Raw genomic sequence first — 24,867 nt, 5'->3', positions numbered from 1 at the left:
TTAATTGACTGACCCACCGCCATCGGGAGCAAGCCCCTCTCACAGGTGTGACATGGGCGGTCATCGCCGCGGTACTGGTAAAACTCAGATAAGTTGAAAGCCAGCGAGTAAAAACGGGAACCCTCCCGCCCGATACTTGTCCCCGGTTCCCATGTCACCCCCCACCCCGCAAATCCCTTAATTTTCCAAGCCTGCCGGAAGCCCCTCCTGGCCCCCGGCTGCGCCCGCTATTTTTTCCTGGGCGCCCAGCACTGCCGATCCAAGCGGCAACTGAATACGGACATTCTCTTCAACCGTGATATATCAGGCAGGTTACCCCATGCAGTTCAGCGACTTACTGGCAGCGATCTCCACTCACGCGATCCGTCTGCAAACTGAAGAAGGCGACCTGATCATCCTCGGCGATGACGAAGCCTTGGATGACACGCTCTGGGACCAGTTGATCGCGCACAAACCCAGGCTGCTGCAGCTGGTCGCCGAGCATGGCGGTGACTGGCTGAGCCCGGCCTATCGCATCACCCCGGACATGTTGCCGCTGGTCAACCTCGACCAGCCAGCCATCGACCGTATTGTCGCGGCGATCCCCGGTGGCGCGGCGAATGTGCAGGACATCTATCCCCTGGCGCCGCTCCAGGAAGGCATGCTCTACCACCACCTTTCGGCGGCGCAGGGCGACCCCTACGTGCTGCACGCACAGTTCGTGTTCGACAGCCGTTCACGCCTCGACGCTTTCGCCCAGGCGCTGCAATGGGTGATAGACCGCCACGATATCCTGCGCACTTCCATGGTGTGGGAACGGCTCGACGAACCCCTGCAAGTGGTGTGGCGCAAGGCCCGATTGGCCTGCGAAGAAGCCCGCTTCGACAGCGGCGACCGACTCGCCCAGTTACTCGCCCGCTATGACGCCCGCACCTACCGCATGGACCTGGGCCAGGCACCGCTGCTGCGTTTGGTGTTCGCAGACGACCCGGCCAACCAGCGCGTGGTGGCGATGCTGCTGTTCCACCACACCATCCTCGATCACACCGCCCTGGACCTGGTGCGCCATGAAATCCAGTGCTACCTGGCCGGTGAGCAAGCCCAGGCCGCTGCGCCGGTGGCGTTTCGCAGCTACATCGCCCAGGTGCGCCATGGGGTCAGCGAGCAGGCCCATGAGGCGTTCTTCCGCGACATGCTCGCGGATGTCGATGAACCGACCTTACCCTTCGGCCTGCAGGATGTGCAGGGCGACGGCCAGGGCATCGACGAAGCGCGCATTCCCGTCGACAACAGCCTCAGTCGCCGCCTGCGCAGCTTGGCGCGGCCGCTGGGAGTGAGCGTGGCAAGCCTGATGCACCTCGCCTTGGCGCGGGTGTTGGGCGTGGTCTCCGGTCGTGAGACGGTGGTGTTCGGCACCGTGATGCTCGGCCGCATGGGCGCAGGCGAGGGCGGTGAACGGGCCTTGGGCATGTTCATCAACACGTTGCCGCTGCGGGTGGATGTTGGCGGGCAAGGCGTGCGCGCCGCCGTCAAGGTCACCCACGAACGCCTCACCCGTTTGCTCGATCACGAGCATGCCTCCCTGGCGCTCGCCCAGCGTTGCAGTGGCGTGGCGGCCCCCACGCCGCTGTTCAGCGCGATGCTCAACTATCGCCACAGTGCCGCCACCGACATGGCGGCGGTGATCGAGGTCGCCGAAGGCATCCAGGTGCTGGGCGCCGAGGAGCGCACCAATTACCCGCTGACGGTCAACGTCGATGACCTGGGGGAAGACTTTGCCCTGACGGTGATGGTCGATGCGTCCATCGACGCGCAACGGGTCGCCGGCTACCTGCATACGGCCCTGGAAAGCCTGGCCGACGCCCTTGAGCAGCGACCGGATATGCCGCTGCGCGGCCTTAACATCCTGCCGGAGGCTGAACGCCACACCCTGCTGCACACCCTGAACTACTGCGCCACGCACTACGCCGACACCGCGCTGATCCACCAGCAAGTCGAAACCCACGCCGCCGCCCAGCCCGAAGCCGTTGCGGTGCGCTTTGAGCAGCAACGCCTCACGTACCGCCAACTCAACGAACGCGCCAACCAGGTCGCCCATGCGCTGTTGGTCCAGGGCGTGGCGCCGGACAGTCGCGTGGCGATCTGCGTGGAGCGTGGCCCGCAGATGATCATCGGCCTGCTCGGCATTCTCAAGGCTGGCGCCGGCTACGTGCCGATTGATCCGGCTTACCCGCAGGAACGCATTGCCTACACCCTGGCCGACAGCCAGCCCGTGGCCGTGCTGGTGCAGGCCAACACCCGGCATCTGGTCGGTGAGCTGGCGCAGGTAGACCTGGACAACCTCGGCCAGGCGTCCATCCTCAACCCACGCTTGCACCTGAGCCCGGCCAACCTTGCCTATGTGATCTATACCTCCGGCTCCACCGGCCAACCCAAGGGCGTAATGATCGAACACCGTCAGGTGGCGCGCCTGTTCAGCGCCACCCGGCAGTGGTTCGGGTTCAACCAGCATGATGTGTGGGCGCTGTTCCATTCCTTCGCCTTCGATTTTTCTGTGTGGGAAATCTGGGGCGCGCTGATGCACGGCGGCCAGTTGCTGATCGTGCCGCAACTGGTCAGCCGCTCGCCGGATGAGTGCTACGCGCTGCTTTGCGACGCCGAGGTGAGCATTCTCAACCAGACGCCGAGCGCGTTCCGTCAATTGATCGCCGCCCAGGGCCACAGCGCTCAGTCGCACTCGCTGCGCCAGGTGATTTTCGGCGGTGAAGCCCTCGAACCGGGCATGCTCAAGCCGTGGTACGCGCGGGCGGTGAACGCCGGTACGCAGCTGGTGAACATGTACGGCATCACCGAAACCACCGTGCATGTGACCTATCGTGCGCTACAGGCGGCGGATGCCCAATTGGTCGGGGTCAGCCCGATTGGCGTGCGCATTCCCGACTTGCAGCTCTACGTATTGGATGAACAGCGCGAGCCCCTGCCGCTGGGTGTGGTCGGCGAGTTGTACGTGGGCGGCGCCGGGGTGGCGCGCGGTTACCTGAACCGCGAGGCACTCAACGCCGAACGCTTCCTCGCTGACCCGGCCACCGGCCTGCGCATGTACAAGACCGGCGACCTCGGGCGCCTGTTGGCCGATGGCAGCGTCGAGTACCTGGGGCGTAACGATGACCAGGTCAAGATCCGCGGTTTCCGGATCGAGCTGGGTGAAATCCAAGCACACCTGGCCAGCGCCAGCGGCGTGCACGATGCGGTGGTGATTGCCCGTGAAGATGAGCCGGGTGACAAGCGCCTGGTGGCCTACGTGATCACCGAGGGTGAGCCCAGCGTCGCCGCCTTGCGCGACCACCTGCTGCTGAGCCTTGCCGAGCACATGGTGCCCAGCGCCTTCGTGCGCCTGGATAAGCTGCCGCTGACCACCAACGGCAAGCTCGACCGCAAGGCCTTGCCCGCCCCGGATGCCGACGCCTTGGCCCGGCGCGGTTATGCGCCGCCCCAGGGCGCGGTAGAAAACGCCATCGCCACGATCTGGCAGGAGCTGCTCAAGCTCGAACAGGTGGGCCGTGACGATAACTTCTTCGAGCTGGGCGGGCATTCACTGCTGGCGGTCAAGCTGATCGAGCGCATGCGCCAGGTCGAGCTCAGCGCCGACGTGCGCGTATTGTTCGGCCAACCCACGTTGGCGGCCCTCGCGGCGGCGGTGGGCGGGCAGCGCGAGGTGCAGGTTCCGGCCAATCTGATTGAAGAACACACTGAGCAGATCACGCCGGGCATGCTGCCGCTGGTTGAACTGGACCAGGCCGCCATTGATCACATCATCCAGTCCGTGCCCGGTGGCGTGGCCAACGTGCAGGACATCTACGGCCTTGCCCCGTTGCAGGCCGGCATTCTCTACCATCACCTGGCAACCACCGACGGCGACCCCTACGTGTTGCAGGTGCAGTTGCGTTTCAACGACCAAGGCGCCGTGGATGGTTTTATCCAGGCGTTGCACAGCGTGATCGAGCGCAACGATATCCTGCGCACCGCTATCCTCTGGGAGGGCCTGGAGGAACCGGTGCAAGTGGTGTTGCGCCAGGCGCCGCTGGCCGTGGAACGCATGGACAGTCAGGGCACCGATGCCCTGGCGCACCTGCAACAGCGCTTCGACCCACGCCACTATCGCCTGGACCTGTCCCGTGCCTCGCTGATGCGCCTGGCCTATGCCGAAGAGGCGGGCGGCTTCGTCGGCATCCTGCTGCTGCACCACATCCTGCTCGACCATACGGCGCTGCAAGTGCTGGTCGAAGAAATGAGCGCCAGCCTGAGCGGCAACCGTGCGCAACTGCCCGACGCGGTGCAGTACCGCAGCTACGTGGCCCAGGCGCGCCTGGGGCTCAGCCAGGCGCAGCACGAAGCCTTCTTCAGCGAGATGCTCGGTGATATCGACGAGCCGACGCTGGCTTTCGGCTTGCAGGACGTGAATGGCGACGGCAGCGGCATTCACGAAGCCCGCTTGCCGCTGGAACCGGCCCTCAGCCTGGGCCTGCGTGAACAGGCGCGGCAACTGGGCGTGAGCACCGCGAGCCTGGTGCACTTGGCCTGGGCGCAGGTGCTGGGCCAGGTATCCGGCCAGCAGGAGGTAGTGTTCGGCACCGTGCTGCTGGGGCGCATGCAGGGCGGCGAGGGCGCCGACCGTGCGCTGGGGATGTTCATCAATACCTTGCCGCTGCGGGTCAGCCTGGGGGCCGTCGGCGTACAAGCCGGTGTGCGCGCCAGCCATGCACGCCTGGCGCAACTGCTCGGTCACGAGCATGCCTCGCTGTCCCTGGCCCAACGGTGCAGCGGTGTACCGGGCTCGCTGCCGTTGTTCAGCACCTTGCTCAACTACCGCCACAGCGCGCCGGATGCAGCGCCGGGAGATAATCCCTTTGCCGCGTCCGGTATCCAGATCCTCAGTTCCGAAGAGCGCAGCAACTACCCGCTGGTGCTCAATGTCGATGACCTTGGCACAGGCTTCACCCTCACCGTACAAGGCGTCGCCGAGCTGGATGTGCAACGGGTGGGCGACTATATGCTTACGGCGCTGCGCCACTTGGTGAGCGCGCTGCAACAAGCGCCGACCACCGCGTTGCACAAGGTCTCGATTGTGCCGCCCGCCGAGCGCCGGCAACTGCTGCAGGGCTTCAATGCCAGCGCCCGTGAATACCCGTCGCAGCTCACCGTCGCCCAATTGTTCGAAGCCCAGGTACTGGCTCGGCCTGAGGCGATAGCGCTGGTGCACGGCCAACGGAGCCTGAGCTACCGCGACCTCAATCGCCGCGCCAATCGCCTGGCCCATCACTTGATCAGCCGTGGCGTGCAGCCGGGTGAACCGGTGGCCCTGGCGCTGCCGCGCTCCATCGACCTGATCGTCAGCCAATTAGCCGTGCTCAAGTGCGCGGCCGTGTACGTGCCGCTAGACGTCAACGCGCCGCTCGAGCGCCGGACCTTCATGGTGCAGGACAGCGGCGCCCGCCAAGTGCTCGAAAACCTGGCCGAGCTGGACCTGGAGGATCTGCCGGCGGATAACCCCGGGCTGACCCAATCCGCGCAGGACGTGGCGTACATCATGTACACATCTGGTTCCACCGGCACGCCCAAGGGTGTGTTGGTGCCCCATCGCGGTATCACGCGCCTGGTGATCAATAACGGCTATGCCGATTTCAATGCCAGCGACCGTGTGGCCTTTGCTTCCAACCCGGCGTTCGACGCCAGCACCATGGATGTGTGGGGCGCGCTGCTCAATGGCGGGCAAGTGCAGGTGATCGACCATGCCACCTTGCTCGACCCGTTGGCATTCGGTGCCGAGCTCCAGGGCGCGACGGTGCTGTTCGTCACCACCGCGCTGTTCAACCAGTACGTGCAACTGATCCCCGCGGCCCTGGCCGGCCTACGCATCCTGCTGTGCGGCGGTGAGCGTGCCGACCCGGCGGCGTTCCGCAGCTTGTTGGCGCGGGCACCGGCGCTGCGCCTGGTGCATTGCTACGGGCCGACCGAAACCACCACCTACGCGACTACCTATGAAGTGCGCGAAGTCGGCACGGATACGGACAGCGTGCCGGTGGGGCGCCCCATCTCCAACACGCAGATCTATGTACTCGATGCGCAGTTGCAACCGGTACCGCTGGGCATCACCGGTGAAATCTGCATCGGTGGCGATGGCGTCGCCAAGGGCTATTTGAATCGCCCGGAGTTGACTGCTGAAAAGTTCGTCAGCAACCCCTTTGTCGAGCAGCCGGGGGCGTTGATGTACCGCACCGGTGACCTGGGACGTTGGTCGGTGGACGGCCTGCTGGAATGCCTGGGACGCAATGACGACCAAGTGAAGATCCGTGGCTTCCGCATCGAACTGGGTGAGATCGAGTCGCGCCTGGCCAGTTGCCCGGGTATCCAAGAGGTCGCCGTGCTGGCCAGGGAAGACGTGCCGGGGGACAAACGCCTGGTGGCCTATTTCACCTGGGTCGATGCCGACCTGGGCATTGACCAGGTACACGCCTACCTGCAAGGCCAACTGCCGGACTATATGCTGCCGTCGGCCTATATGCCGTTGGCAAGCCTGCCCTTGACCAATAACGGCAAGCTCGATCGCAAAGCCTTGCCGATACCGGACCAGGCGGCCTTGCTCACTCGCGGCTACGAAGCCCCCCAAGGCGAGGTAGAAACCCTGCTGGCGCAGATCTGGCAGGACGTGCTCAAGCTCGAACGCGTCGGGCGTCACGATCATTTCTTTGAACTGGGCGGGCATTCGTTGCTGGCGGTGAGCCTGATCGAACGCATGCGCCAAGTGGGCCTGAGTACGGATGTGCGGGTGTTGTTCAGCCAGCCGAGCCTGGCGGCGTTAGCGGCAGCCGTTGGCAGCGGCAGAGAAATCGTGGTGCCCGCCAATGGCATCCCCGCAGGTTGCACACAGATCACGCCGTCGATGCTGAGCCTGGTGCAACTCACGCCGGATGCCATCGCGCGTATCGTTGCCAACGTGCCGGGCGGCGCGGCGAATGTGCAGGACATCTACCCGCTGGCGCCGCTGCAGGAAGGCATTCTCTACCACCATATCAGTGCCGAGCAGGGCGACCCGTACCTGCTGCAATCGCGCATGGCATTTGACAGCCTCGAACGCTTGCACGGGTTCATGGGCGCGCTGCAACAGGTGGTGGCGCGTCACGATATCTTGCGCACAGGCGTGGTCTGGGAGGGGCTGGACAGCCCGGTACAAGTGGTGTGGCGCGAGGCCCGGCTGGTCGTGCAGGAGGTGCATCTGGACCCGGCCGACGGTGGCATCATCGAACAACTGCATGCACGCTTCGATGCCCGGCACTACCGCCTGGACATCACCCAGGCGCCATTGCTGCGCATGGTCTATGCCCGGGATCCGGCGCTTGACCGAGTCGCGGCGATCCTGTTGTTCCACCACCTGGCGTTGGATCACACCGCCATGGAAGTCGTGGGTCAGGAGATGCGTGCCTGCATGCTCGACCAGGCGAGTGCGTTGCCCGAGCCCGCGCCGTTTCGCAACTACGTGGCCCAGGCGCGACTGGGCGTGAGTGTGGCGGAGCATGAGCAATTCTTCCGCGAGATGCTGGCCGATGTCGATGAGCCAACCTTGCCGTTCGGCCTGCAGGATGTGCAGGGTGATGGCCGCGCTATCGAAGAGGCCGGGTTGCAACTGGGTACCGAGCTGGCACAGCGGGTACGCCAGCAGGCACGACAACTGGGTGTCAGCGCCGCCAGCCTGATGCACCTGGCCTGGGCCCAGGTATTGGGGCTGGTGTCCGGCCGCGATGACGTGGTGTTCGGCACGGTATTGATGGGCCGTATGCAAGCTGGCGACGGCGCGGACCGGGCGCTGGGGATGTTCATCAACACCTTGCCGCTGCGGGTCGATGTGGCGGCCGCTGCCACGGCGGCGGTCAAGGCGACCCACGCACGCTTGAGCGCCTTGCTCGGCCATGAACATGCCTCGTTGGCCCTGGCCCAGCGCTGCAGCGGTGTGCCGACCAGCACGCCATTGTTCAGCGCCTTGCTCAATTACCGCCACAGCAACCCCGGCGAAATGGCGCGTGACGGCCATGGCATCTGGGAAGGCGTGCAACTGCTCGGTGGTGAGGAACGCAGCAACTACCCGCTGACCCTGAGTGTGGATGACCTGGGCGCAGGCTTCGGCCTGAGCGTGCTGGCGCTGCCGCAGATCGGTGCGCAGCGCCTGTGTGATTACATGCACAGCGCCGTGGCACAGTTGGTCGCGACCTTGGAGAGTGCCCCGCACCACGCCCTCAACCAACTGCCCATCCTGCCAACCGCCGAGCGCGAAACCCTGCTGCGCGAGTTCAACGCCACGGCCCATGATTTCCCCCTTGGCCAGACCGTCCACGGCGCGTTTGAGGTGCAGGCCGAGCGCCAACCCCACGCGATTGCCGTACAGCAAGGCAGCGATGTACTGACCTATCAGCAACTCAATCAACGTGCCAACCAGTTGGCCCACCACCTGCTCGAACTCGGCGTGCAGCCGGATGACCGCGTGGCGCTGTGCTGCCGTCGCGGGCCGCAGATGCTGGTGGGGTTGCTGGGCATTCTCAAGGCCGGCGCGGGCTATGTGCCGATTGATCCGGCGTACCCCGCCGAGCGTATCGCCTACCTGCTGCAGGACAGCGCCCCGGTGGCGGTACTGGCCGAGACCAGCACCCGTGACCTGCTGGGGCCGGTGGCGATGGTCGACTTGCATGACCCCCGTTGGCAGCACCACGCCGTCAGCAATCCGCAGGTAGCCACGCTGACCCCGGCGCACCTGGCCTACGTGATCTACACCTCCGGCTCCACCGGCCAGCCCAAGGGCGTGATGGTGGAACACCGCACGGTGGAAAACCTCGTTCACTGGCATTGCGAAGCCTTTGGCCTGAATGCTGTGAGCCACACCAGCAGCGTCGCCGGTTTTGGTTTTGATGCGATGGCCTGGGAAACCTGGCCGGCCTTGTGCATCGGCGCGACCCTGCATCTGCCGCCCGCCGAAGTGGGCAATGAAAACCTCGATGAACTGTTGGCCTGGTGGCTGGCGCAGCCGCTGGATGTGAGCTTCCTGCCCACGCCAGTGGCCGAATACGCGTTCAGCCAGCCGTTGCAACACCCGACCCTGCGCATCCTGCTGATTGGCGGTGACCGCCTGCGTCAGTTCACCCAGGAGCGGCGCTTTGCGGTGATCAACAACTACGGCCCCACCGAAGCCACGGTGGTCGCCACTTCCGGTCGCGTGCGCGCCTGGCAGGCGTTGCATATCGGCCGGCCTATCGCCAATGCCACCAGCTACGTACTGGATGCACAACAGCGCCCGGTGCCGGTGGGCGTGACCGGTGAACTGTATGTGGGCGGCAGCGGCGTGGCGCGAGGTTACTTGAATCGCCCGGACCTGACTGCCGAACGCTTTCTGCAAGACCCGTTTAACGAAGGACGCATGTACCGCACGGGCGACCTGGTGCGCTGGTTGCCCGATGGCAACCTCGAGTACCTGGGCCGCAACGATGACCAGGTGAAAGTGCGCGGTGTGCGCGTGGAACTGGGCGAAATCGAAAGCCGCCTCGCCGCACTCGATGGCGTCGAGCAAGCCGTGGTGCTGGTGCGCGAAGGCCGCCTGCTGGCCTGGTTCACCGAGCAGCGAACGCTGGATATCCAGGCGTTGCGTGCACAACTGCACGCTCAGCTTCCCGATGCGCTGGTGCCGGTCGCCTACATGCGACTCGACGTGCTGCCCCTGACCGCCAACGGCAAGCTGGACCGCAAGGCGCTGCTGGATCCCGACCAGTGCGCCTTGCTCAGTCGCGAGTACCAAGCCCCGCAAGGCGAAGTCGAAACCGCCCTGGCGCGCATCTGGGCCGAGGTATTGCAGGTGCAGCAGGTGGGCCGCCATGACCACTTCTTCGAGCTGGGCGGCCATTCATTGCTGGCCGTCAGCCTGATCGAACGCATGCGCCAGGCCGGCCTCAGCGCTGATGTGCGCGTATTGTTCAGCCAGCCGACCCTGGCCGCGCTGGCGGCCGCCGTCGGCAGTGGCCGCGAAGTGCAGGTGCCGGCCAACCGCATCAGTGCCGACTGCCAACGCATCACCCCGGACATGCTGTCCCTGGTCACGCTGGATCAATCGACCATCGACCAAGCGGTCGCCCAGGTGCCCGGCGGCGCCGCCAACGTACAGGATATCTACCCGCTGGCGCCGCTGCAGGAAGGCATTTTCTACCACTACCTCACTGCCGAGCAGGGCGACCCGTACCTGCTGCAATCGCACCTGGCGTTTGACAGTGTGGAGCGCCTGCAAGCCGTTGTCCGGGCGCTGCAACAGGTGATCGACCGCCATGACATCCTGCGCACCGCAGTGGTGTGGGAAGGCCTGGCGCAACCGCTGCAAGTGGTGTGGCGCAAGGCTGCATTGAGTGTGCAGGAGCTGCATCTGCAAGGCGACGTACTCGCCGGCCTGCATGAGCGGTTTGACGCGCGGCGCTATCGCCTGCCGGTCAGCCAGGCGCCGCTGATCCGGCTGATGTACGCCCAGGACCCGGCCAACCAACGTGTGGTGGCGGTGTTGCTCTACCACCATATCGCCCTGGACCACACCGCGTTCGATGTGGTGCTGCGAGAGATGCAGGGCTACCTGCTGGGCCACGGCGTGCCCACCGCCGCGCCGATGCCGTATCGCAACTATGTGGCCCAGGCGCGGTTGGGCGTCAGTGAGCAGGAACATGAAGCGTTCTTCCGCGCCATGCTCGCTGATGTCGATGAACCTACGCTGCCATTCGGTTTGCAGGATGTACGTGGCGACGGGTTCGATATCCAGGAACACAGCCTGCGCCTGGACAGCGACCTCAACCGTCGGCTGCGCGCCCAGGCGCGCCTGTTGGGCGTCAGTACCGCCAGCCTGTTTCACCTGGCCTGGGGGCAGGTGCTGGCGGCCACTTCGGGCCACCAGCGGGTGGTATTCGGCACCGTGCTGGTCGGCCGCATGCAAGGCGGCGAGGGCGCTGATCGGGCGCTGGGGGTGTTTATCAATACCTTGCCATTGCGCCTGGACATCGATGACCGGGGCGCCCGCGCCGCCGTGCGCGCCACCCATGCGCGGCTTACTGAGTTGCTTGGCCATGAGCACGCCTCCCTGGCCCTGGCCCAGCGTTGCAGCGGCGTGGCGGCACCGGCGCCGTTGTTTAGCTCGATGCTCAACTATCGCCATCGCGGCGCCGCCACCCGTTCGGCGGATGCGCATCTGGCGTGGGAAGGCATGCAGACCCTGGTCAATGACGGGCGCACCAACTACCCGCTGACCTTGAATGTAGACGACCTGGGCGACGGCTACGCGATCACCGCGTTGGCCCAGGTGGATGCGCAGCGGGTCTGCGGGTATATGCAGACCGCGTTGTCCGGTTTGGTCGAAGCGTTGGAGCAAGCACCCAGCCAGGGGTTGAATCGCTTGCCGGTCATGGGCCCCGAGGAGCGCCATAAACTGCTGGTCGAGTTCAACGCCACCGCCGTGGACTACAACCTCGACCAGACCCTGCACAGCCTGTTCGAAGCCCAGGTACTGCGCACGCCACAGGCCGTGGCGGTGAAGGCGGGCGAGCACTCGTTGAGCTACCTGCAGCTCAACGAGCGCGCCAACCGCCTGGCCCATCACCTGCGGGAGATGGGCGTGCAGCCCGACTCGCGGGTGGGGATCTGCGTGGAGCGCGGCCTGGACATGGTCATCGGCCTGTTGGCCATCCTCAAGGCCGGCGGCGGTTATGTGCCGCTGGACCCGGCCTACCCGCAAGAGCGCCGCGCCTACATGCTGCAAGACAGCGCGCCGGTGGTGGTGCTGGCCCAAGGCGCTACCCGTGCCTTGTTGGGTGACGTGGCGCTGATCGATCTCGACCACAGCACCTGGTACCAGCAGCCGGCCACCAACCCACACGTGCCGGGCCTCACCGCCCGGCACCAGGCCTACGTGATCTACACCTCCGGTTCCACCGGCCAGCCCAAGGGCGTGATCAACGAACATGCCGGGGTGGTCAACCGCCTGTTGTGGATGCAGGACGCCTATGGCCTCCAAGCCGACGATGCGGTGTTGCAGAAAACCCCGTTCAGCTTCGACGTGTCGGTGTGGGAGTTCTTCTGGCCGCTGTTCACCGGCGCACGCCTGGTGATGGCGCGCCCGGGTGGGCACAAGGAGCCGGCGTACCTGTGCGAAGTGATCGAAGCAGAACAGATCACCACCTTGCACTTCGTGCCGTCGATGCTCGATGTGTTCCTCGCCCACGGCGAAGTCAGCCAGGCGGCCGGCCTTGTTCGGGTGATGTGCAGCGGTGAAGCCCTGCCGGGCAGCCTGGTGCGCCGCTTCAAGCAGCAACTGCCGGGCATTGGTTTGTACAACCTGTATGGCCCCACCGAAGCGGCGGTGGACGTGACCGCGTGGAACTGCGCACGCCCGGACGTGCCGGACAACACGCCCATCGGCAAGCCGATTGCCAACACGCGCCTCTACGTACTGGATGGGCAGTTGCAGCCGGTGCCCCTGGGCGTGGTCGGTGAGTTGTTTATCGGCGGTGTGCAAGTGGCGCGGGGTTACCTGAACCGTCCTGAGTTGACGGCCGAACGCTTCCTCGATGACCCCTTCAGCCCAGGGCGCATGTACCGCACCGGTGACGTGGGCCGCTATTTGCCCGACGGCACTATCGAGTATCTGGGACGCAACGATGATCAGGTCAAGATCCGAGGCCTGCGCATCGAACTGGGGGAAATCCAGGCGCGGCTGGTCGAGCATCCGGCAGTCAAGGACGCGGTGGTAGTGGCTCGCGAAGAACGGCTGGTCGCCTACTACACCGGCGTACCGACCGACATCGAGAGCCTGCGCGCCCAGCTGTTGCAACACCTGCCGGACTTCATGGTGCCAGCGCTGTTCGTGCACCTGGACGCATTGCCCCTGAGCCCCAACGGCAAGCTCGACCGCAAGGCCCTGCCCGCACCGGGCATGGACGCACTGAGGGTGCGTGAGTACGAGGCGCCCGAAGGTGATACCGAGATTCTGCTGGCCCGGCTCTGGGCCGAGCTACTCAAAGTGGAGCGGGTAGGCCGGCATGACAATTTCTTTGAATTGGGCGGGCACTCGCTGCTGGCCGTGAGCTTGATCGGGCGCCTGCGCCAGGAAGGCATGGAAGCTGATGTGCGGGCGTTGTTCGAACAACCGACCCTGGCCGGCTATGCCGCAATGACCGAACGAATGGAGATCGTCCTGTGAGCCTCTTCGAGCTGTTGGCAACCCTGAAAACCAAGGACGTGCAACTGGCGCTCAAGGGCGAACAGTTGGCGGTAAACGGCAACAAGCAAGCTCTGAGCGACCCGGCGATACTGGCTGCCTTGCGCGAACACAAACCGGCGCTGATCGAGTTGATCAAGGCCGGTGAATACTTGGCGACCAAGGCTGGCGATGTGGCGGTGCCGGCCAATGGCATTCCGGCCGGGGCCGAAGGCATTACCCCAGAGATGTTGACCCTCTCGAGCCTGAGCCAGGACGAGATTGAACGGATCGTCGCCACCGTGCAGGGCGGTGTGGCGAATATCCAGGATATCTACCCGCTGGCGCCGCTGCAGGAAGGCATCCTGTTCCACCATGTCAGCGCCGAGCAAGGCGACCCCTACGTGATGCAGTCGCAGTTCGCCTTCGACTGCCTGGAACGTTTCGAGGCATTCGCCCAGGCCCTGCAACGCGTCATGGACCGTCACGACATTTTGCGTACCGGGGTGGTCTGGGACGGCCTGGCACAACCCTCGCAAGTGGTGTGGCGCCAGGCATGCCTGCCGGTGCAAGTCTTGACGCTGGACCCGGCCGACGGCGATATCGCCGGGCAACTGCATGACCTGTTTGATGCCCGCCACTATCGCCTCGACGTGACCCAGGCGCCGCTGCTGCGCCTGGTGCGTGCTGAAGACCCGGCCAACCAGCGCATCGTCGCCACCTTGTTGTTTCATCACATGGCTTTGGACCACAGCGCCCTGGAAGTGGTGTGCCATGAAATGCAGGCGTGCCTGTTGGGGCAGGGCGCCGCCCTGGGCCAGGCTGTGCCGTTTCGCAACTATGTGGCGCAGGCGCGGCTGGGCATCAGCGAGCAGGAGCATGAAGGGTTTTTCCGCCAGATGCTCGGCGATATCAGTGAGCCGACCCTGCCGTTCGGTTTGCAGGATGTGCAGGGCGACGCCCGCGGGATCGCCGAAGTCAGCCTGCCGTTGGCGCCACAGCTTGCACGGCGTTTGCGGGTGCAGGCCCGCCAACTCGGCGTGAGCGCCGCCAGCCTGTTCCATATGGGCTGGGCCCAGGTGCTGGGCGTGTTGGCCGGCAAGGCCCAAGTGGTGTTCGGCACCGTATTGATGGGGCGCATGCAGGGCAGTCATGACACCGACCGCGCCCTGGGCATCTTCATCAACACCTTGCCGTTTCGCGTGGATGTGGACGCCCAGGACGTGCGCAGCGGCGTCAAGGCCACCCACGCACGCCTGACCACCTTGCTGCGCCATGAGCATGCAGCCCTGGCCCTGGCCCAGCGTTGCAGCGGCGTGATCGCGCCGACGCCGCTGTTCAGCGCGCTGCTCAACTACCGCCACAGCGCACCCGCCGCCAGTGCCGAGGCCGTGTCGGCCTGGCAGGGCATCGCCGCATTGCGCGCCGAGGAACGCACCAACTACCCGCTGACCCTGAGCGTGGACGACCTGGGCGAGGGCTTCGGCCTGAGCTTGCTGGCCAGCACCCTGGTCGACCCTCAGCGCGTGTGTGCCTACCTGCAAACCGCGCTGGAAAACCTCGTCACCGCGCTGGAGCAAGCACCCCACACCGCGCTTAACCAGCTCTCGGTGGTGCCCGTCGCCGAACAGCGCCTGTTGCTGGAGCAGTTCAACACCACTCACGCGCTGTTTCCCCAAGGCACCACGCTGCATGGCCGCATCGAAGCCCAGGCCGCACTCACGCCGGATGCCATTGCCGCCGTGCACCAGGGCCGGCAACTGACCTACGCCGAACTCAACCAGCAAGCCAACCTGCTCGCTCATCACCTGCTGGCGTTGGGGGTCAAGCCCGATGACCGCGTGGCCATCGTTGCGCGGCGCGGCCTCGACACCCTGGCCGGGTTGCTGGCAACCCTCAAGGCCGGTGCCGGTTATGTGCCGGTGGACCCGTCCCACCCGGCCGAGCGCCTGCACTACTTGCTCAGCGACAGCGCCCCAGTGGCGGTGCTCACCCAACACGCCTTGCTGGGGCGCCTGCCCGAGCTTGACGTGCCGGTGATCAACCTCGACCGTTTCACCTGGCAGCACCATACGGCGAGCAACCCCAAGGTCGCCGTCGGCCCCAAGCACCTGGCATATGTGATCTACACCTCCGGCTCCACCGGCTTGCCCAAAGGCGTGATGGTGGAGCACCACACCGTTGCCAACCTGGTGGACTGGCATTGCAGCGCCTTCGATCTGCGTGCCGGGCGGCACACCGCCAGCGTCGCCGGTTTCGGCTTTGATGCGATGGCCTGGGAAGTGTGGCCGGCGCTGTGTGTGGGTGCCACCCTGCACCTGCCGCCGGCCCACGACGGCGCTGAAGATATCGATGCATTACTGGCCTGGTGGTGCGCGCAGCCATTGGACGTGAGCTTCCTGCCCACGCCAGTGGCCGAATACGCGTTCAGCCAGAACATTGAGCACCCGACCTTGCGCACCTTGCTGGTCGGCGGCGATCGCTTGCGCCAGTTCGGGCGGGCGCAGCGCTTTGAGCTGATCAACAACTATGGCCCCACCGAAGCCACGGTGGTGGCAACCTCCGGCAAGGTCGAGGCGGGCCAGCCGTTGCATATCGGCAAGCCCATCGCCAATGCCACGGTGTATGTGCTCGATGAACAGCAGCGTCCGGTGCCGCTGGGCGTGGCCGGCGAGCTGTACGTGGGCGGCAAGGGCGTGGCGCGCGGTTACCTGAACCGCCCGGAGCTGACCGCCGAGCGCTTCCTGCGCGACCCGTTCAACCCGGGGCGCATGTACCGTACCGGCGACTTGGTACGTTGGCTGCCGGACGGCACGCTCGACTATCTGGGCCGTAATGACGACCAAGTGAAAATCCGTGGCGTGCGTATCGAGCTGGGCGAGATCGAAACCCGGCTCAACCACTTGCCGGGCATCCTGGAGGCAGTGGTGCTCGTGCGTGAAGAACGGCTGGTGGCCTACTTCACTGAAAACCCGCAACTCGATGCGCTGACAGTGGCGCAGATCCGCGCTCATCTGGTGGCGCATTTGCCGGACTCCATGGTCCCCGTCGCCTTCATGAAACTCGACGCGCTGCCGCTGACCACCAATGGCAAGCTCGACCGCAAGGCCCTGCCGGCGCCGGACATGGCGGCGGTGTTTACCCGCGAATACGCCGCGCCCCAGGGCGAGATCGAAGGTGTGCTGGCGCAGATCTGGGCTGATGTGTTGCAGGTGGAACGGGTCGGGCGGCGTGACCATTTCTTTGAGTTGGGCGGGCACTCACTGCTGGCGATGCGCATGGTCTCCCAGGTTCGCCAGCGGCTGGGGGTCGAACTGGCGCTGGGCGACTTGTTTGCCAACGCCGAACTGGCGGCGGTCGCGGAGCTGCTGGCCCAGGCCGGGCGCAGCACCTTGCCGGATATCCTGCCGGCCAATCGCGATGACGACGTGCCGCTGTCGTTCGCCCAGCAACGCCTGTGGTTCCTGGCGTTGATGGAAGGTGCCAACACCGCCTACAACATTCCCATCGGCCTGCGTTTGCGTGGGCAGTTGCATGTGCAGGCGCTGCAACGGGCCTTGGCACGCATCGTCGCGCGGCATGAAACCCTGCGCAGCCGCTTTGCCCAGAATGGTGATCAGGCCCAGGTGCTGATCGTACCGGCCGAGGCGTTGCAGACCCTGCAAGTGCAGGACCTGCGCCGCCACCCGCAACCCCAGCAGGCCCTGGACGCCCTAGTCCATGGCGAAGCCTCGGCGCCGTTCGACCTTGAGCGTGGCCCGTTACTGCGCGGGCGCCTGGTGGTGATGGCCGACGATCACCATGTGCTGTTGCTGACCCTGCACCATATCGTCTCCGATGGCTGGTCCATGGGCGTATTGACCCGCGAGCTGATGGCGCTGTACCAAGCCTTCAGCCACGGCCACGCCGACCCGCTGCCGCCCTTGCCGATCCAGTACGCCGACTTTGCCGTGTGGCAACGCCTGTGGTTGAGCGGCGAAGTGTTGCACCGCCAAAGCACCTATTGGCAGCAGGCCCTGGCCGGTGCGCCGGCGTTGCTGACCTTGCCCACCGACCGCCCGCGCCCGGCGCAGCAGGACTACGCTGGCAGCAGCGTCGAAGTGCGCCTGGATGAACGCCTCACGGCCGGGCTCAAGGCCTTGAGCCAACGCCATGGCAGCACGTTGTACATGACGTTGATGAGTGCCTGGGCCTCGCTGCTCGCGCGCCTGTCCGGCCAGCAGGACGTGGTGATCGGCACACCGGTGGCCAACCGCACGCGTACCGAGGTGGAAGGGCTGATCGGCCTGTTCGTCAACACTCTGGCGTTGCGTATCGACACCTCCGGCGAGCTGAGCACCGAGGTGTTGTTGGCGCGGGTCAAGGCGCTGACCCTGGCGGCCCAGGCCCATCAGGACCTGCCATTTGAGCAAGTGGTGGAAATCACCCGCCCGCCGCGCAGCCTGGCGCATAGCCCGCTGTTCCAGACGTTGCTGAGCTGGCAGGACAGCAGCGCGCCGACCCTGGCGCTGGGCGACCTGGCCCTGGAAGGCATTGTCGAGAACAGCCACTTCGCCAAGTTCGACCTGTCGTTGAACCTGGGGGAAGTGCAGGGCAGCATCCTCGGCGCGCTGGAATATGCCGTGGCGCTGTTCGATGAGTCGACCGTGCAGCGTTACGTCGGCTACTTCACCCGCGTGTTGCAGGCCATGGTCGCTAACGACCAGGCGGTGCTGGAGCATGTGCCGCTGGTGGATGAGCACGAGCGTCAGCAATTGCTGGTCGATTTCAACGACACCGCCGTGGCTTACAACCTCGACCAGACCTTGCACGGGCTGTTTGAAGCCCAAGTACTGCGCACGCCAGATGCGACGGCCCTCACGGCCGGTGAACAGCAACTGACCTATGCCGAACTGAACGCCCGCGCCAACCAACTGGCCCATCACCTGCAAGCCCTCGGTGTGCAGCCGCAGGCGCGGGTGGCGATTTGCGTGGAGCGTGGCCTGGACATGGTCATCGGCCTGTACGCCATTCTCAAGGCTGGCGCCGCCTATGTGCCGGTCGACCCGGCGTACCCGTTGGAGCGTATCGCCTACATGCTGCAAGACAGCGCACCGACGGTGGTGCTGGCCCAAGGCAGCACCCTGGGTTTGCTGGGCGCAGTGCCGGTGATCGATCTGGATCAACCCACCTGGCAGCACCAGCCCACCGGCAACCTCGATGTGGCCAGCGTGGCCGCCTACGTGATCTACACCTCCGGTTCCACCGGCCAGCCCAAGGGCGTGATCAACGAACACCCTGGGGTGGTCAACCGCCTGCTGTGGATGCAGGACGAATACGGGCTCGATGCCGGCGATACGGTGCTGCAGAAAACCCCGTTCAGCTTCGACGTATCGGTGTGGGAATTCTTCTGGCCATTGTTCACCGGTGCACGCCTGGTCATGGCGCGCCCCGGCGGGCATAAAGACCCTGAGTACCTGTGCCAGGTGATTGCGGCTGAGCACGTCACCACCTTGCATTTCGTGCCGTCGATGCTCGATGTGTTCCTTGCCCATGGCGATGTCAGCCAGGCGGCCGGGCTGGTGCGGGTGATGTGCAGCGGCGAAGCCCTGCCGGGCAGCCTGGTGCGGCGCTTCAAGCAGCAACTGCCGGGCATCGGCTTGTACAACCTGTATGGTCCCACTGAAGCAGCGGTGGACGTGACCGCGTGGGCCTGCGCAGGCCCTGACGTGCCGGACAACACGCCCATCGGCAAGCCGATTGCCAACACCCGCCTGTACGTACTGGACGGGCAGTTGCAGCCAGTGCCGTTGGGGGTAGTGGGTGAATTGTTTATCGCCGGTGTGCAGGTGGCGCGGGGTTACCTGAACCGTGCCGATCTCACCGCCGAGCGTTTCCTCGATGACCCGTTCATGCCGGGGCGCATGTACCGCACCGGTGACCTGGGCCGCTATTTGCCGGACGGTACTATCGAATACCTGGGACGCAATGATGATCAGGTCAAGATCCGTGGCCTGCGCATCGAATTGGGAGAAATCCAGGCGCGCCTGAGCGAGCACCCAGCCGTCCAGGAGGCCGCGGTGATTGCCCGCGAGCAGCGCCTGATCGCTTACTACACCGGCACATCGACCGAAATTGAACATCTGCGCGCCCATCTGCTACTGCACCTGCCGGAATTCATGGTGCCGGCCAGCTTCGTGCATCTGCACGCTTTACCCCTGAGCCCCAACGGCAAGCTCGACCGCAAGGCGTTGCCAGCGCCGGGCCTGGATGCCCTGGGGGTGCGCGAGTACGAGGCGCCCCAGGGCGATACGGAAATCACCCTGGCCGCGTTGTGGGCCGAGTTGCTCAACGTGGAGCGCGTGGGTCGCCACGATAACTTCTTCGAGCTGGGCGGCCACTCATTGTTGGCGGTCAGCCTGATGGGGCGCCTGCGCCGCCTGGGCTTGTCGGCGGATGTGAAGGTGCTGTTTGGTCAACCGACCTTGGCTGCGCTGGCAGCGGCCTTGGGTGGCGGGCGTGAAGTGGCGGTGCCGGCCAATGGCATTGCTGCCGACTGCGTGCAGATTACCCCGGACATGCTGGTGCTGATCGACCTGGACCAAGCCGCTATCGAGCGCATCGTTGCCAACATCCCCGGGGGCGCTGCGAATGTGCAGGACATCTACCCGCTGGCGCCGTTGCAGGCCGGCATGCTGTATCAGCATCGCGCCGTACAGGGCGGCGACGCCTATGTATTGCAGGCGCAGTTTGCCTTTGACAGCCGCATGCGCCTGGACGCTTTCGCCCGTGCATTGCAGGCGGTGATCCAGCGCCACGACATCCTGCGCTCATCCTTCCACTGGGACGGGCTGGAAGAACCGGTGCAGGTAGTGTGGCGGCACGCCTCGTTAAGCGTTGAAAACGGACCGCTGCCGTCACGCCTGGACCTCGGCCAGGCACCGTTGATGCGACTGGTGTACGCCGAGGAACCGCAGCGGGTGGTGGCGACGTTGCTGTTCCACCATCTGGTGATGGACCACATCGCCCTGGAGATTCTGCAGCATGAAATGCAGGCGTTCCTGTTGGGCGCCGAGGGCACGTTGGCTGCGCCCGTGCCCTATCGCAACTACGTGGCCCAGACCCGTTTGGGCGCGGATGATCACGCGGCGTTTTTCCGCGAGATGCTCGCTGATATCGACGCACCGACCGAGGTTCCCCGTCTCGGCGCCGATGACCATGCGCAACTGAGCCTTGACCTGACGTTGAGCCAGCGCCTGCGCAGCCAGGCTCGCCAAGCGGGCGTCAGCGCCGCCAGCCTGATGCACTTGGCCTGGGCCCATGTGCTGGGCAAGGTCTGCGGCCGCCAACAGGTGGTATTCGGCACGGTGATGCTGGGTCGCCTGCAAGGCGGCGAAGGCGCCGTGCACGCCATGGGCGTGTTTATCAATACCTTGCCGCTGCGCGTCGACCTGGGTGAACGCTCGGTGTTGACGGCACTGCGCGCCACCCATGGGCGCCTGACCCAACTGCTCAGCCATGAACATGCGCCCCTGGCGTTGGCCCAGCGTTGCAGCGGCGTGCCAGTGGCGACGCCGTTGTTCAGCGTGTTGTTCAACTATCGCCACAGCGCAGCCCAGGCCGGTGGCGTGGCGGCGGCGTGGCAGGGTATCGAGTTGCTCAAGGCCGAGGAACACACCCATTACGGCGTGGCGGTAAGCGTGGATGACCTCGGTGAAGGCTTCAGCCTGACGGCCATGGGGCAGGGCGCCCGGCGTTTGTGCGGCTACCTGGAGATCGCGCTGACGCAACTGGTGCAGGCGCTGGAAGGCAACCGCGACATCGCCATCAGCCGTTTGCCGATCCTGCCTGAGGCTGAACGCCAGCAACTGCTTGAGGGCTTCAACGCCACCGCCCGCAGGTTCCCACATGAACATACCGTGCAGCGTTTGTTCGAAGCCCAGGCCCATGCACGCCCAGACGCCGTGGCGGTGGTGCACGGCGAGCAACGGCTGAGCTACGGCGAACTCAATAGCCGCGCCAACCGCCTGGCCCATCATCTGCTCGACCTGGGGGTGCGCCCGGGCGATAACCTGGCGATCCTGCTGCCGCGTTCGCTGGAGTTGCTGGTCGGCCAACTGGCTATCCTCAAATGCGCCGCCGCCTATGTGCCGCTGGACATTCACGCACCGCCCGAACGTCAGGGCTTCATGTTGCAAGACAGTGGTGCGGCCTGGCTGTTGACCCGCAGCGATGCCGCCTTTGAAGGTGGGGCACGCCGCCTGGACCTGGACACCCTGGTCCTCGACCCGCAACCGAGCCACAACCCGGACTTGTCGCAGCCCTCGGACAGCGTGGCGTACATCATGTACACCTCCGGCTCCACCGGCACGCCCAAGGGGGTACTCGTGCCCCATCGCGGCATCACGCGCCTGGTGCTCAACAACGGCTATGCCGATTTCAATGCCAGCGACCGCGTGGCCTTCGCTTCCAACCCGGCGTTCGACGCCAGCACCATGGACGTCTGGGGGCCGTTGCTCAACGGCGGCCAGGTGCAGGTGATCGACCATGCAACCTTGCTCGACCCGGCGGCCTTCGGCGTGGCCTTGCAAGGCGCCACGGTGCTGTTCGTCACCACTGCGCTGTTCAACCAGTATGTGCAACTGATCCCCGAAGCACTGGCCGGCTTGCGCATTCTGCTGTGCGGCGGCGAGCGTGCCGACCCGGCAGCGTTCCGCAACCTCTTGGCGCAGGCACCGGCGTTGCGCCTGGTGCATTGCTACGGGCCGACCGAAACCACCACCTATGCCACCACCTATGAAGTGCGCGAGGTCGGCACGGATACGGGCAGCGTGCCGGTGGGGCGACCCATCTCCAACACGCAGATCTATGTGCTCGATGCGCAGTTGCAACCGGTACCGCTGGGCATCACCGGTGAAATCTGCATCGGTGGCGAGGGCGTCGCCATCGGCTATTTGAATCGCCCTGAGCTGACCGCCGAAAAGTTCGTGCAAGACCCGTTCAACCCCGGCGCGTTGATGTACCGCACCGGCGACCTCGGGCGCTGGACGGCCGACGGATTGCTGGAGTGCATCGGGCGCAATGACGACCAAGTGAAGATCCGTGGTTTTCGCATTGAGCTGGGTGAGATCGAAGCCCGGCTGGCGACGTTCGGCCCCATCCGGGAAGCCGTGGTGCTGGCCCGTGAAGACGTGCCGGGGGACAAGCGCCTGGTGGCGTATTTCACCTGGGCAGGCGAACCCGTCGGCATCGAGCAGGTGCGTGCTTACCTGCACGCGCAATTGCCGGACTACATGGTGCCGTCCGCTTATGTGGCGCTTGAGCAACTGCCATTGACGGCCAATGGCAAGGTCGACCGTAAAGCCTTGCCGGTGCCTGCCTGGGAAGCCTCGGCCAGCGGTACGTTCGAAGCGCCGGCCGATGCCCTGGAGCAGACCCTGGCCCAGCTCTGGGGCGAGGTGTTGAAGCTCGATCAAGTGGGGCGGCATGACAGTTTCTTCGAACTGGGCGGGCATTCGCTGTTGGCGATTCGCCTGGTCAATCTGCTCGACGAGGCCGGGTTGCCGGTGGCGCTGGCCGAGTTGTTCCAGCACGCCAGCGTGGCCTCGGTCGCGGCGCTGCTGCGTCAGCGCGGCGATGCAGCGCTGCCTGACACAACGGTGATCACCGTGCGCAGTAGCGGCTCCCAGGCGCCGTTATTCCTGGTGCATGAGTTCAGCGGCCTGGACGTGTACTTCCCGGCGCTGGGCCAGCACCTGCCCGGCGATTATCCGATCTATGGCCTGCCAGGCCTGGCGCTTGGCGAGGCGCACCTGGACAGCATGGAGGGCCTGGCGGCGCGCATGGTCGGGTTGATCCGCGAGAGACAGCCTCACGGCCCGTACCGGGTAGCGGGCTGGTCCTTTGGTGGCGTGCTGGCCTATGAAATCGCCATGCAACTGCTGGGGCTGGACGAGGCCGTGGCATTCCTCGGCTTGATCGACAGCTACGTGCCGCGCATGACCGATCAGGGCAAGGCGCGCTGGAGCGGGCCGGATGCGCTCAAGCGGCATCTACTGTTGCAGTGCACGGCGTATTGGAATTCACAGGGAGGTGTGGATGAGCTGGCAAGCCTTGAACAGCTGGAGGCAAAGATTGGACAGCTGGACTTTGCGGCTCTGCTGCAACGCTGTCGCGATGAAGGTTTGCTATACGCGCAAATGGCGGCGGCGACGGACGCGGACCTGTTGAGCTTCATCCAGCGGGAAGTCGGGCATGGGCATGCGTTGGCCCACTACAGCCTGTTCCCGCTGCCGATTCCGGTGCACCTGTTCAGCGCCGAACAACGTCCTACCGAGCTGTCGCGGCGCAGTGTGGCACTGGGGTGGGACGCTGCCTTGGCGCCTGGGCAACTGCGCCAGGTGCAAGTGCCGGGGGATCACCAGAGCATGATGCAGGCGCCGCATATCCAGGGGCTGGGCCGGGCGATGACGGTGGCGCTGGCGGCGAGTACGCCGGTCAGTTGCGCGGTGCATCAACCGTTGTTGCGTATCCAGAGAGGTCGCGTGGGGTATGCACCGGTGTTCTGCATACCGGGGGCCGGGGACAGCGTGACCGGGTTTGTGGGCTTGAGCGAAGCGCTGGGGCGTGACTGGCCGCTGTTTGGCTTGCAGCCACGCGGCCTGGATGGCGAGGCGGTGCCTCATAGCCAGGTTGAGGCGGCGGCGAAGTGTTATCTGGCGGCGTTGGAGCAGGAATGCCCCCACGGGCCGGTGCACTTGGTCGGGCATTCGTTTGGGGGCTGGATCGCGCTGGAGATGGCGCTGCGCTTGCAGGCGATGGGGCGTGAGGTGGGGTCGTTGACGGTGATCGACAGTGAGGCGCCGGGGCGTGACGGCAAGCCGTATACGTCGACGGCGGCGTTGTTGCGGTTGATCGAGGCGATGCAGTTGGCGGCCGGGAAGTCGCTGGGGATTGATCCGCTTGATTTCGCCGGACGCGATGAAGTGGCGCAGCGGCAGTGGTTGCATGCGGGGATGGTCGGCGTCGGGTTGTTGCCGGCACGGTCTGCCGTGGACGCGATGGACGGGCCGGCGCGCACGTATGCGGCGGCGTTGCGTACGGTTTATCGGCCGCAGGCGCGGTACAGCGGGGTGGTGCGGCTGGTGTTGGCGCAGGATCCGGCACTGGATGCGGCGGGGAACCAGCGTGAGCAGGGGTTGATGATCGAGGGGTGGCGGCGGCAGGGGAGTGGGTTGGAGGTTTGGTATGGCGGGGGGAACCATTTCACCTTGCTCAAGGAGCCGAATGTGTTGGGGTTGGCTAAGTGGTGGGTTGAAGGTGTTGGGGTTCGGGAGGTGGTTTCGTGAGTGGGGGCATATCCGTTGCTGCGGTAACGGCGACTTATGGTTCCGCTCTTACAGCGGGTCACTTTTGGAAAGGCCCAAAAGTAACCAAAAGGCCTTCGCCCCACCACTCGGCACCTCGCCTAGGCTCGGTGTGCCCGAACGCAGGCTTTGGAGCGTGGGCCGCCGCAATGGGCCATCCCTGGCCCAGTGCGGCTAACCCGGCGTCCTGCCGGGTTGCCCACGCTCCAAAACCTGCGTTCGGCCAGCGTGGTTTAACGGGGCGATTCCAGATCAAAAGCAAAGCGCGGCGGCCTTATAGCC

General features: G+C 65.3%; 2 protein-coding genes. Both read left to right on the top strand.

The features are described from left to right. Positions 1–319: 319 nt before the first annotated feature. Positions 320–13,243 carry a non-ribosomal peptide synthetase gene (locus tag FRT59_RS06385; protein WP_153870719.1) on the top strand — a complete coding sequence of 4,308 codons (12,924 nt, stop codon included), beginning with the start codon at positions 320–322 and terminating at the stop codon, positions 13,241–13,243. Next, a complete protein-coding gene (locus FRT59_RS06380) occupies positions 13,240–24,567 on the top strand; it encodes a non-ribosomal peptide synthetase (RefSeq protein ID WP_198809815.1) in 11,328 nt (3,775 codons plus the stop codon). The genes FRT59_RS06385 and FRT59_RS06380 overlap by 4 nt, the downstream gene beginning before the upstream one ends. The last annotated feature ends 300 nt before the right edge of the window (positions 24,568–24,867 follow it).

The sequence above is a fragment of the Pseudomonas haemolytica genome (genome assembly GCF_009659625.1).
GTDB classification, from domain to species: domain Bacteria; phylum Pseudomonadota; class Gammaproteobacteria; order Pseudomonadales; family Pseudomonadaceae; genus Aquipseudomonas; species Aquipseudomonas haemolytica.
Note: the sequence above shows the minus strand (reverse complement) of the source record. Positions and strands in the feature narration are given on the sequence as shown.

Excerpts from the sequence above, each read along its gene's own strand:
- FRT59_RS06385 (WP_153870719.1), top strand. The coding sequence starts at position 320 with ATGCAGTTCAGCGACTTACTGGCAGCGATCTCCACTCACGCGATCCGT.